Annotated in this window: 11 protein-coding genes; 4 read left to right on the top strand and 7 right to left on the bottom strand. The window is 69.5% G+C overall.

From position 1 onward, the window contains the following. On the top strand, positions 1–2220 hold a 2220-nt coding region (locus tag ACWELJ_RS10840; protein ID WP_452365969.1), incomplete at its 5' end, for an SbcC/MukB-like Walker B domain-containing protein. A 10-nt stretch (positions 2221–2230) separates the two neighbouring features. Here ACWELJ_RS10840 and ACWELJ_RS10835 read toward each other — a convergent pair. The 5 genes from ACWELJ_RS10835 to ACWELJ_RS10815 form a co-directional block, all read right to left on the bottom strand. Further along, positions 2231–2503 carry a DUF2277 domain-containing protein gene (locus ACWELJ_RS10835; RefSeq protein ID WP_452365968.1) on the bottom strand — a complete coding sequence of 91 codons (273 nt, stop codon included), beginning with the start codon at positions 2501–2503 and terminating at the stop codon, positions 2231–2233. Between the two features lie 98 nt (positions 2504–2601). Then, a complete protein-coding gene (locus tag ACWELJ_RS10830; protein WP_452365973.1) occupies positions 2602–3078 on the bottom strand; it encodes a methylated-DNA--[protein]-cysteine S-methyltransferase in 477 nt (158 codons plus the stop codon). A gap of 38 nt (positions 3079–3116) precedes the next feature. Continuing rightward, complete coding sequence (locus tag ACWELJ_RS10825) at positions 3117–4652, bottom strand: Ada metal-binding domain-containing protein (RefSeq protein WP_452365967.1); 1536 nt, start codon at positions 4650–4652, stop codon at positions 3117–3119. A 68-nt stretch (positions 4653–4720) separates the two neighbouring features. Further along, complete coding sequence (locus tag ACWELJ_RS10820) at positions 4721–4960, bottom strand: YbdD/YjiX family protein (protein ID WP_452365966.1); 240 nt, start codon at positions 4958–4960, stop codon at positions 4721–4723. Between the two features lie 7 nt (positions 4961–4967). Next, positions 4968–7283, bottom strand: coding sequence for a carbon starvation CstA family protein (locus ACWELJ_RS10815; RefSeq protein WP_452365965.1), 2316 nt, complete (start codon positions 7281–7283; stop codon positions 4968–4970). A gap of 358 nt (positions 7284–7641) precedes the next feature. Here ACWELJ_RS10815 and ACWELJ_RS10810 point away from each other — a divergent pair, with 358 nt between their 5' ends. Genes ACWELJ_RS10810 through ACWELJ_RS10800 form a run of 3 tightly spaced genes read left to right on the top strand, consistent with a single transcriptional unit; the run spans position 7642 to position 10711 of the window. Further along, positions 7642–8997: an ABC transporter substrate-binding protein gene (locus ACWELJ_RS10810; protein ID WP_452365964.1), complete on the top strand. Its 1356-nt coding sequence runs from the start codon at positions 7642–7644 to the stop codon at positions 8995–8997. Beyond that, positions 8994–9890: a carbohydrate ABC transporter permease gene (locus tag ACWELJ_RS10805; protein ID WP_452365963.1), complete on the top strand. Its 897-nt coding sequence runs from the start codon at positions 8994–8996 to the stop codon at positions 9888–9890. The genes ACWELJ_RS10810 and ACWELJ_RS10805 overlap by 4 nt, the downstream gene beginning before the upstream one ends. Continuing rightward, on the top strand, positions 9887–10711 hold the full coding sequence (locus tag ACWELJ_RS10800; RefSeq protein ID WP_452365962.1) for a carbohydrate ABC transporter permease: 825 nt from the start codon (positions 9887–9889) through the stop codon (positions 10709–10711). The genes ACWELJ_RS10805 and ACWELJ_RS10800 overlap by 4 nt, the downstream gene beginning before the upstream one ends. A 15-nt stretch (positions 10712–10726) precedes the next feature. On the opposite strand, the gene ACWELJ_RS10795 is transcribed toward ACWELJ_RS10800, so the two are convergent. Further along, positions 10727–11398 (bottom strand): DUF6304 family protein, encoded by a 672-nt coding sequence (locus ACWELJ_RS10795; RefSeq protein ID WP_452365961.1) that lies wholly within the window; start codon positions 11396–11398, stop codon positions 10727–10729. 112 nt (positions 11399–11510) lie between these two features. Beyond that, the gene (locus ACWELJ_RS10790) at positions 11511–11912 is read right to left on the bottom strand and encodes an HIT family protein (RefSeq protein ID WP_452365960.1); all 402 of its coding nucleotides are present in this window, start codon (positions 11910–11912) and stop codon (positions 11511–11513) included. Positions 11913–12012: the final 100 nt, after the last annotated feature.

Raw genomic sequence — 12012 nt, 5'->3', positions numbered from 1 at the left:
CTTGGTGAATTCCAGCGGCCGGTCCAGGCCGCAGCGCACCACGATGGCGTCGCCGCCGTCGCCCTGCGCCGCCGCACCGATGACGCGACCCGCGCCGCCGAACAACTCGCCGACCGCCTGCTGGATCCCGCGACCGCCGAGCTCCCCGGAACCAGCTGGGCCGCAGTTGATCTCGCCGCGGCCGAGCTCGCGGGTACCGACCTCGCCCCAGACCTGGCCGATCTCCCCGGACCGGTCGACCTGCCCCCGGCCGGTTCCGGTGGCGGGCTCGAGGCGGCGGTGCAGCGGTGGAGTGCGCAGGTGGGGGCGCTGGATGAGGTGCGGGCCGATGCGGAGTCGGCGAATCAGCTGACTCGGGAATTGGCGGGGCTGCGGACCGAGCAGCAGGATTTGGGGGCGCGGGCGGCGAAGCTGATCGCGCGTTTGGGTGAGTTGCCGGAAGCTGTCGCGGGGGTGGAGTTCCGGTTGCGCGGGGCCGCGGACGCGGCGGCCGCGCTGACCGGGCTGGAGGCCGAGTGCCTGCGGTTGCGGACATCGGCGGAGGCCGCGGTGGAGCTGGAGCGGAAGCGGGGCGAGCTGGCGCGGGCGGGAACCGCTTTCGAGCAGGCGAAGTCCGCGCACGCGCAGGCGTGGAAGCGGACGCAGGCGCTGCGGGAGCAGCGCATGGCCGGGATGGCGGCGGAACTGGCCGAGGCGCTGGTCGAGGGGGAGCCGTGCGCGGTGTGCGGATCCGACGCGCACCCGGATCCGGCGCGGCCCGCCGAACACGCGGTGTCCAAGGCGGACGAGGACGCGGCCCTGGCCACCGAGCGGGCGGCCGAGGCCGCGCGGGAGCGAGCCGGGCAGCTGGTGGCGGAGCTGGAACGGGCCGTCGAGGTGCTGGTCGAGCGGGGCGGTGACGTCGACAAGGCGGAACTCGCTGCGGCGCTGGACGATTCGACGCGGCAGTTCACCGCCGCCGAACGGGCGGCGGGACTGGTCGACGGGCTCACCGCCGAGCTGAACACGCTGCGGGCGGACCAGACCCGGCTTCAGGACGAGGCGCGTGCGTGCGAGAGCCGCGTGAGCGCGACCACCGAGCGGATCGTGGCCGCCGATCGCCGGCTGGCCGAACTCACCGAGCGGTTGCGCGCCGCCGCCGGAGCCGACGGCACGGTCGAGCGGCGGCGGGCGCGGCTCACCGCCCTGGTCGAGGAGGCCAGTGCGCTCCGCGCGGCCCGCGTCGAAACCGTCACCGCCCGCGAGCAGGTGGCCGCGGCCGCCGTGCGGGTCGAAAAGCTCTCGTATGAAGCGGGTTTGGTGGAATCCGCGCCGCCGGTGATGGGGGAGTCGGGCCCGGATTACGCAGTCCTCGGCGAGTACGCCCGCGCGGTCGACGCCGCCTCGCGCACGCCCGCGCGGCAGTCGGAGATCGAGGACGAGCTGGTGGCCGCCGACCGCGCCCGCGCCCACGCCGAGGCCGTCCTCGCCGAACCGGATATCCGCGCCGCCGGGGACACCGAACCGGGCGATCCGGGTGAGCTGGAAAACGCTGTGGCCCAGGCGGAATCGGAGCTGAATCGGGCGGTGGCGGCCCACGCCGAGGCGGAACGGCGGGTCGACCAGCTGACGGGCCTGTGCGCCCGGCTACGGACCGACGTCGAGCACATCGCCCCCCTGCAACGCGCCCACGACGAACTGGCCCGCCTTTCCGAGGTGGTCGCGGGCCGTGGCGAGAACAACCGCCGCATGTCCCTGCGGTCCTACGTCCTGGCCGCCCGCCTGGAAGAGGTGGCCCTCGCCGGATCGGTGCGCCTGCGCCGCATGTCCGGCGGCCGCTACGAATTCGTCCACACCGACGCCGCGGGCCCTCGCGGCCGTCGTGGCGGCCTGGGCCTCGACATCCGCGACGACTACACCGGCGCGGTCCGCCCCGCCAAGACCCTCTCCGGCGGCGAGACCTTCATGGCCTCCCTGTCCCTGGCCCTGGGCCTGGCCGATGTCGTCTCCGCCGAATCGGGCGGCCTGGTCATGGACACCCTCTTCATCGACGAGGGTTTCGGCAGCCTCGACGCCGACACCCTCGACTCGGTCATGGGCGTCCTCGACGAACTCCGCTCCGGCGGCCGTGTGGTCGGCGTGGTCAGCCACGTCGACGAAATGCGCCAGCGCATTCCCAGCCGTCTGCACGTCATCCGCGGCCGCACCGGCTCCCGTCTGGAAACCTCGGTCGGCGGCTGACCAGTGCCGGTCAGCCGCGGGCGTAGCGGACTTCGGCGCGGGCGCGGGCCTTGGCGGCCTCGACCTCGCGGTCCTTGGGCGGGGCGTTGGTGGTCAGGCCCTCGAGCAGGCGGGTGGTGGCGGCGGTGATCTCCTCGACGGCGAGGTCGAAGGCGGCCTGGTTGGCCTGGGAGGGCTTGGTGGTTCCGCTGATCTTGCGGACGTATTGCAGGGCGGCCGCGTGCACCTCGTCCGGGGTGGCCGGCGGCTCGAAGTTGTGCAGGGTGTGGATGTTGCGGCACATGGTTGCCACGGTACGCCGGGGGCCTGACACCGCCGGTCGGATGAATGGCGACCGGGTGGAATCGGTGGCTGTATCGCGGGCCGGCCGGGGCGCCGCCGTCAGGCGGACTCGTGGTCCAGCAGCCAGCGCTTGATGGGCAGGCCGTAGCGGAAGCCGCCCAGGGACCCGTCGGTGCGGATGACGCGGTGGCAGGGCACGAACAGGGCGGCGGCGTTGCGGGCACAGGCGTTCGCCGCCGCGCGGGTGGCGGCGGGGCGGCCGGAGACGGCCGCGAAGTCGGTGTAGGTGACCGGGTCGCCGGCGGGGATCTTGCGGAGGATCTCCCAGGCGTGGGTGAGGAAGGGGCCGGAGACCTGGCGGACCGGGATGGCGTCGATGCCGGTCAGATCACCGGCGTGGTAGTCGGCGATGGCCCGCGAGACCGCGCCGAGGGCGTCGCGGGCGCGCAGCTCCGCCGGACGGAGGCTGGGGTGGATGAGCGCGCGCAGTTCCTCGGGATCAGCGGTCCAGCCGGACGCGAGGACCACCCCGTCGGCGTCCACCAGGGCGGTGAACGGGCCCGCGGGTGTGGCCATGGTGGCGTAATCCGCTGATGCGCGGGCGGTTTCGGAGCTCACGGTGAAATCCTCCGGGTCTGGGCCGGCGCCGTGGAGGCACGCGGTTCCGGGTTGGCCAGGGCGTGTTTCCACAGGTGCATGGTGAGGTAGGACCGCCAGGGGGACCAGCGGGCGGTCGCGGTGAGATCCACGCCCAGCAGGGCCGCGCCGCGGCGGACGACCAGGTCGGAGGGCAGCAGGACGTCCGGGTCGGCCAGTAGTCGCATGGTGACGTAGTCGGCGGTCCAGGGCCCGACGCCGTCCAGAGCGAGCAGGTCGCGGCGGAGTTCGGCGGCGGTGCGTCCGGAGTGCAGCACCAGGTCGCCATTGGCGATGGCTTTGGCCGCGCCGACGATGGCGTCGATCCGCCGCCCGGGCCCGGTGAGCACCTCGGAGCCGTGTTCGGCGATGGCCTCGGCGGTGGGGAACAGGTGCGGGATGGGCCCGTCGATGGGCTCGCCCAGCTGCTGTACCAGGCGCGCGGTGTGGGTGTTGGCGGCGGCCACCGAGATCTGCTGCCCGATCATGGTGCGCAGCAACAGTTCCGACCCGTCCATGCAGCCGGGCACGCGAATGCCCGCGGGCAGGGCGGTGCCGTTGGCCGTGTGTGCGATGCCAACCCGCAGCGGCATCCCCGCCATGCCCGCGGTCAACGCCTCGTCGATGCCGACGGGATCGGCGTCGAGGTCGAGGAAGTGCCGGATGCGCGCCACGGTCGCCGCGAGGTCGCGCATGTCCTGCAATGACAGCGCCGCTCGCACGTGTCCCGGCTGGATCGACAGCCGAATGGTGGTGTGACCGTGCGGTGTTCGCAGGCTGCGCGTGTACACCCCGTTCTCGTACAGCTCCAGCCCGGGCGCGGCGTGCGCGGCGAGGAACCACTCCAGCCAGGATCGGTCCAGCGGTTCGCGGTAGGGCAGGCGCAGGGTGAGCAGCCCGTTGGTGGCGGGCAGGGTGTCGCCGTTGCGGCGGCGGGATTCCTCGCGCAGCGCGGTGGGGCTGACGGCGAAGACCTCGCGCACGGTGTCGTTGAACTGCCGGATGCTGGCGAATCCGGCCGCGAACGCGATGTCGGACATGGGCAGCCGGGTGGTCTGGATGAGCAGTCGCGCGGTGTGGGCGCGGTGGGCGCGCGCCAAAGCCAGTGGGCCCGCGCCGAGTTCGCCGGTGAGCACCCGGGTGAGCTGGCGCTGCGAGTAGCCGAGGGCGTTGGCGAGGGCGGGCACGCCGCCGCGTTCGATGACGCCGTCGCCGATCAGTCGCATGGCCCGGGAGGCCAGGTCGGCGCGGGTGTTCCACAGGGGTGATCCGGGCGCGGCGTCGGGCAGGCAGCGGCGGCAGGCCCGGAATCCGCCCTGCTGGGCCGCGGCCGCGGTCGGCAGGAAGGTGACGTTGGCGCGTTTGGGGGTGATGGCCGGACAGGAAGGGCGGCAATAGATTCCGGTGGTGCGTACCGCGGTCACGAAGTGTCCGTCGAACCGGGAGTCCCGGGTGGCCACGGCGCGGTAGCAACGCTCGAAGTCCAAGTCGTTCGCACTCACGCATACCACCATGTCAGCCCGAGCCCGCCCGCGCTAGCGGAAATCAGCCATGGGCGTCGGCGAAAAACGGTCACCCGTGCTCAACAGCAGCGGTTGGCCGGATTCTTGTCCGCCGCGGCGTGCCGGTCGCGCCAATAGTCCCGTTCACTGGGAATCTCGCAGCCGGGATGGTGCAGGCGCTGATGCTGCACGTAGCGGGCGTAGTCGTTGCCGCCGAGGATCGAGTTGAACCACCAGGCAACGGCTTTCACGGCCCGGACGAGGGCGAGCCCCGCCCGCCGCAGCGGACCTGCGGTGGGCGGGGCGTCGGGGGTGGTCATCGGCGCGTCAATGCCTCGCGCCGGGTGCGACGACCTTGCCCGCGGCGATCAGGGCGTCCCATTCCTGCTGGACCTCCCGTTCGGCCTTGGTGGCGATGAACCCCTTGGGGCCGAACAGCTTCGACGGCACTTCCTCGGTCTCGGTGGTCGAGCCGCCGCCCGCCCGGATGGTCTTCACGCAGACCCAGACGCCGACCAGCGCCACGATCAGCACCATCACCGCGAACACGATCGACAGCGTGCCCTGGATGAAGGTATTGCGGATGATCTTGTCCATATTGCTGATCTGCAGGTTCAGCGCGTCGACGTCCTTGATGCCCTTCGGCAGCTGACCGGTGTCCCGGGCCGCGATATAGGCGTTCTGCTTGTCGATGGTGTTGTAGTGCAGCGTCCAGTAGCCGATCTTCGGGTCCCCGGAGAAGATCTTCTGGAACGAGGCCGTCATGGTGACGATCAGGTCCCAGACCAGCGGAACCGCCGGAATCCAGGCCCATTTCAGCAGGCCCTTCTTCACCACGATCACCAGCACCACCGTCAGCGCGATGGCCGCGAGCAGCTGGTTGGAGATGCCGAACAGCGGGTACAGCGTGTTGATGCCGCCCAGCGGGTCGGTGACGCCCATCAGCAGCACCGAACCCCACGCGGCCACCACCAGCCCGGAGCAGATGAACACGCCCGGCCACCACGACGGGTCGCGGAACTTCTTGGCGACGCCGCCCAGGTTGCCCAGCGAATCCGAGAGCATGAACCGCGCGACCCGGGTGCCGGCGTCGATCGTGGTGAGGATGAACAGCGCCTCGAACATGATCGCGAAGTGGTACCAGAACGCCTTGAGGCTGTTGCCGCCGATGAACTTGTGCATGATCTCGGTCATGCCGATGGCGAGGGTGGGCGCGCCACCGGTGCGGGAGTAGACGCGGGATTCACCCGTGCCCGCGGCCACGTCGTTCAGGTATTGCGCGTCGATCGGGTTGCCGCTCAGGCCGAGCTTGTTGACGCTGTCGGCGGCCGCCTGCGCGGAGGTCAGGTTGGGGGTGTTGATCGCGAAGTACAGGTGCTGATCCAGGATCGACGCCGCGATGATCGCCATGACCGCCACGAACGACTCCATCAGCATGCCGCCGTAGCCGATCATCCGCGCCTGCGACTGCTTCTCCAGCAGCTTGGGCGTGGTGCCCGAGGACACCAGCGAGTGGAAGCCCGACAGCGCGCCGCACGCGATGGTGATGAACAGGAACGGGAACAGGCTGCCCGCGAAGGACGGTCCGTTGGAGTTGCTCGCGAACTGGGAGACCGCGGGGGCCTGCAGCACCGGCATGGTGGCGAGCACGCCGAGGGCGAGCAGGCCGATGGTGCCGATCTTCATGAAGGTCGACAGGTAGTCGCGCGGGGCGAGCAGCATCCACACCGGCAGCACCGACGCGACGAAGCCGTAGATGATCAGCATCCAGGAGATGGTGGTGCCCGACAGCGTGAACAGGTCACGGCCCCAACCGGATCCGGCGACCCAGTTGCCGGAGATGATGGCCAGCAGCAGCGCCGCGAAGCCGATGATCGACACCTCGCCGACCTTGCCGGGGCGCAGGTACCGCAGGTACAAGCCCATGAACAGGGCGATCGGGATGGTCATGGCGATGGAGAACACACCCCACGGGCTGCCGCCCTCGAGCACGTGGGTGGTCTTGTTCTCGGTCGCCGCAAGGGCATTCACGACGACGATGCCGAGCACGGCGAGCAGGATCATCATGATGACGAGCACGGCGACGATGGCCGCCACGCCGCCGACCACGCCGAGTTCGTCGCGCGCCATCTGGCCCAGCGAGCGGCCGCGGCGCTTCACCGACGCCCACAGGACCAGGTAGTCCTGCACCGCACCGGCCAGCACCACGCCGACGATGATCCAGATGGTGCCGGGTAGGTAGCCCATCTGGGCGGCGAGCACCGGGCCGACCAGCGGGCCCGCGCCGGCGATGGCGGCGAAGTGGTGGCCGAACAGGACCCGCCGGTCCATCGGCATGTAGTCCTTGCCGTTCTCCATCTCCTCGGCGGGAGTGGCGACGTCGTCACGCGGCTTGGTGATCTTGTATTCGATGAGCCGCGCGTAGAACTGGTACGCGAGCACGTACGTGCACAGGGCCGCGATGACGATCCACACCGCGTTCACGTTCTCGCCGCGCATGAACGCGAGGATGGCCCAGGCGATCGCGCCGACGACGGCGATGGCGAGGAAGATGCCCTTCTTCGCCGGTGTCATGGGTGTCCGGTCCACGACGCCCACCGGTGGCAGGTCGGGATCCGTCCGGAGGTACTCGATGGTCGCCATGCGCCAACTCTCCCGTGCGGTACAACGGTCACTGATTGAAATGGTCACAACGTAGCCCAACCGACATGCGTCTGAACCGGCTTTGACCAGCCGTTCACCTGCATGTCGTACCGCCGGGTACGGTTGGCCCGGGGGACGCTGTACCGGGCTCGGCGGGGGTGGTGCGGTCCGGTGCGATGCCCGCGAGTTCGCGTGTTTTCGACGTGTCGCGGGTAGCTCCCCGTATGCTGCCATGCTGATTCGAGATCGACGTCACGGTGGTGGCATTAGTTCGTTTAGTTCACGGATATATCCTTCCGGCCGCCCCGTCACCCGAGTCATGACCCCGCCGCGATCGTCCGCGACCCGAGGAGACGCGATGCCGCAGCACCTCCGCCCGGCCGGCGCGCGGGAGATCGGCGGTGCGCGCGGCGGTTTCGACCGTCGGACCCTGCTGCGCTCGGCCGCGGCCGGTGCGCTGCTCGCCGCCGGCGGGTGCGCGGGCGGGGACGACGACGCGGTCACCTTCTTCTTCCAGGCGCGGCCCGAGGAGGCGCGGGCGCGGCTGCGGATCATCGACGAATTCCAGCGGCGGCGACCCGACATCCGGATCCGCACCATCATGTCCGGGCCGGATCCCTTGCAGCAGATGCTCACCTACTGCGCGGGCGGCAAATGCCCGGACGTGCTGATGGCGTGGGAGCTGCTGTACGCGGGGCTCGCCGATCGGGGGGTGCTGGCCGACCTGCGGGAATTCCTGGATCGGGAACCGGATTACGCGGCGCGGCTGCGGGCGGACGGCTACGCCACCTTGCGCGACACCTTCGGGTGGGGCGGCGGGCAATACGCGCTGCCGGAGCAATGGTCCGGAGTGTTCCTCTATTACAACCGGAAGCTGTTCGCCGAAGCCGGGATCCGGCCGCCGGTGCGCTGGTCCGAGGCGTGGAGCTTCGACGAGTTCCTGACAGCCGCGCGCACGCTCACCCACCGCGACGCCGACGGGCGCACTCGCCAATGGGGCTTCGTGGACGCGTGGGTGCCGTACTTCTCGGCGGCCTGCTTCGGCATGAACAACGGCACCGAGTGGTTCAGCCCGCCGGTGCGGCCGGAGCACACGAACCTGGGGGATCCGTGGTTCGCGGACGGGCTCCAGTTCTACGCCGACCTCGCGGTCCGGCATCGGGTCGCGCCCAGTGTCGGTGATCGGCAGTCCGTTTCGGCGCAGGACCTGTTCCGCAGCGGGAAGGCCGCCATGCTCTTGGGCGGGCACTGGCTGTATTCGGAGTTCGCCGACCGGGACGGGCTGGACTTCGATGTGACGGTGCTGCCGGTCGGGCCGCACGGGGGCCCGGGGGCGATCACCGATATCGGCAGCACCGGGCTGGCCATCGCCGCGAGCAGTCCGCGGCGCGAACAGGCGTGGGAGTTCGTGAAATTCGCGACCGGGCCGGAAGGGCAGGCCATCATCGCCGAATCGGGGCTGTTCGTGCCGGTGCTGCGGTCGGCCATGCGGTCCGCGGGGTTCGCCGCCGCGCATCCGGGGGTGCGAAATCTGGAGGTCTTCACCGAGGGGCCGGAGAATTCTCGTCCACTGGCGGTGACGCCGCTGTGGGGCAAGGTGGAGGCGCTGCTGGAGCGCGGCTGCAATCGGGTGTTGCGCGGTGCCGCCTCGGCGGAATCGCTGGGTGGGCAGACGACTTCCGATATCGACCAGTTGTTGCGGGCGGCGGTATGAGCCGGGAATCGGGTTTGGCGCGGCGGCGGGCGCGGGCCGGGAAGCTGTTCGTGGCGCCGAATGTGGCGGCGATCGCGGTCTTCATGCTGTTCCCGCTGGGGTTCTCGCTGTATCTGAGTTTTCACTCGTGGGATCTGTTCAGTCCGCCCCGGTTCGTGGGGGTGGCGAATTATCGGCGGCTGTTCTCCGAGGATCCGCTGTTCTATATCGCGCTGCGCAATACGGCGGTGTTCACGGTGCTGACCCTGGTGCCGACGGTGGTGATCAGCCTCGCCGTGGCGGCGCTGCTGAACCGGAAGCTGCGGGCCATCGGGGTTTTCCGCACCATCGCCTTTCTGCCCCTGGTGGCTTCGACGGTGGCGATGGCGGTGGTCTTCCGCTTCATCTTCGCCAGCGATGACGGTCTCGCCAATATTCTGCTGGGCCGGCTCGGCGTGGGCCCGATCCCGTGGTTGACCGACCCGCACTGGGCCATGGTGTCCCTGAGCCTGGTCACGGTGTGGAAGTCGGTGCCCTTCGCGACGGTCATCCTGCTGGCCGCCATGCAGGGTGTCCCCGAAAACCTCTATGAGGCAGCGAAGATCGACGGCGCCGGTGGGTTCCGCCGCTTCACCGCCATCACCATCCCGCTGATTCGAGGCGCGCTCTCCTTCGTCCTCGTCATCACGGTCATCAACTCCGTTCAAGCCTTCGATCAGGCCTACGCCCTCACCGGCAGCAACGGCGGCCCGGAAACCGGCACCTACGTCTTGGGAATCATGCTGTTCCAGAACGCCTTCCGCTTCTACGAGGTCGGCTACGCCTCGGCCCTGGCCTGGATAATCTTCGCGATCCTGCTGGCCTTCACCCTCATCCAGCAGTGGCTGGCCCGCCGCGCCGAGGTGGACCGGTGAAGCGCCGCCTGACCTCGGCCGTCCTCGCCTACCTGGCGTTGATCGCCGTGGCGTGGTGTGCCCTCACCCCGATCCTCTGGTCCCTCTCGGCCTCCCTGAAATCCGACGGCGAACTGACCGACGCCGCCCCGCTGCCCTCCCACCCCCAATGGTCCAACTACCGGGAGGCTTTCGACTCCATCCCCCTCGGCCACATGCTCCTCAACACCGTCGTCTACGCGGCCTGCGTGACGGCCGGCCAGGTCTTCTTCTGCTCGCTGGCCGGTTACGCCTTCGCCCGCCTGGACTTCCCCGGCCGCGAGGCCCTGTTCCTCGGCTACCTGGCCACCCTCATGGTCCCGCTGACCGTCACCGTCATCCCCCAATTCCTGCTGATGCGCGCCTTCGGCTGGATGGACACACCGTGGTCCATGATCGTCCCCGGCCTGTTCGGCAGCGCCTTCGGCACCTACCTGATGCGCCAGTTCTTCCGCACTCTCCCAATCGAATTGGAAGAGGCCGCCACCCTCGACGGCTGCACCCCCTGGCAAACGTACTGGCGAGTCCTTCTCCCGCACACGAAACCCGCCGTCATGGTGCTGGCGGTCCTCACCTGGATCACCGTCTGGAACGACTTCCTCTGGCCCCTGATCATGATCCAGCGCAACGACTACGCCACCGCCACCCTCGGCCTCGTCCGCCTCCAGGGCCAATACTCCACCAACTGGCCCCTCCTGATGGCCGCCGCCACCGTCCTCCTCCTCCCCCTCCTGCTCATCTACGCCCTGGCCCAACGAGCCTTCGTCCGAGGCATAGCCCTCTCCGGCCTCGGCGGTCGCTGATTTCACCATCACGCCTTACTCGCGGAAGCCGGTGCCGGGGACGCGAACCTGGTACTGGGGGCACAGGTAGGTTTCGGGGACGGCCTCGGTCGCCGGGACACTCCAGATGGCATGTTCGGTCTTGGCGGCGAGGTACTGGTCCTTGGCCTGGCGATAACACCGCATTCCCATGATCTGTCCACTGACGGGGGAGTAGCCGGAGTACCGGCACGTGTAGCAGCACAACAGAGCTGTGCCCTCCGGTAATGCTTCGGTCAGCTGGCGCAGTCCGGTTTCGAAGTCATGGCAATCGGTTTCGTACGCTGCGCCGTGCAGGGTTACACCGAGATGTAGGTCGTCGCGTTGTGGCTCCGGCCGGAGATCCACCGTGAACCGGATGATCTCTGCTCGCCGGTTTCCGGAAACCATGACGGTGCACGGCAAGTCGCCGGTGAGCCGGCATCGGGTGAGGCTGTCGAAGCGGTCTTCCAGGGACAGCACCTCCCGCGCGCGGGGATCCGGCGGGTCGGGGTCGATGCAGTCGAGGTCGCCTCCGCTGAGCGGGATCCCTCGAACCACCGTCGAGATCTCGTACCCTCCGGTCCAGCCCGCCGCGTCGTATGGCTCTATCCGCCACTTGATCGGCTCGCGTCCGCGACCGTCCTCGTAACTGCCGGGAAACGACCACGGCCGCATTCGATCCTCCACGAAACCAATTGTCCTGCCGCGTGTCTGGATGCCGGGCGCTTTCGCACGCGAAAAGGCGGGATGGCCACCGGCTCACCGAGATTCGGCGCTCAGTGGCAATCGATCGGGGCGATCAATCGCGGTCGAGCTTGGAGGCGAGTGTGGCCGTGATCGCGTTGCGGAGAGCGTTGTGCTGCGGGCCGAGGAGATGTTCCGGGGCGTTGCGGACCGCGCCGTAGAGGTGGACCGGGCCGGTGCGGAGGTGGTCGGGCTCCCAGCGGTAGCGGGGGTGGATGTGGCCGTGGAGGTGCGGCCAGCTGTTGCCGAGGACTTCGTAGTTGATGCGCCAGAAGTCGGGATCGGCGGTGCGGCAGGCTTGCTCGACCGCTTCGCCGAGGATGACCAGGTCCTGCATGAATGCCACGCGTGCTGGGCGGGGCAGGTCGGTCAATTGGTCGGCGGTGCCGTCGTGGATCAGCAGGCAGTAGCCGGGGAGATGTTGGGTGGAGCCGATTACCGCCCAGCCGGTGCGCATGCGGGTGAGAACCGTGGGGTTGGTGCCGTTGCGGGCGGCGGCTCACGGTTGTGGAAATCGACCGCCGTATGGGAACGATCACGTTCGGGTTTAGACACTG

The sequence above is a fragment of the Nocardia sp. NPDC004582 genome, from assembly GCF_053602115.1.
The sequence above is the reverse complement of the archived record's forward strand: the minus strand, read 5'-3'. Positions and strand labels throughout refer to the sequence as shown.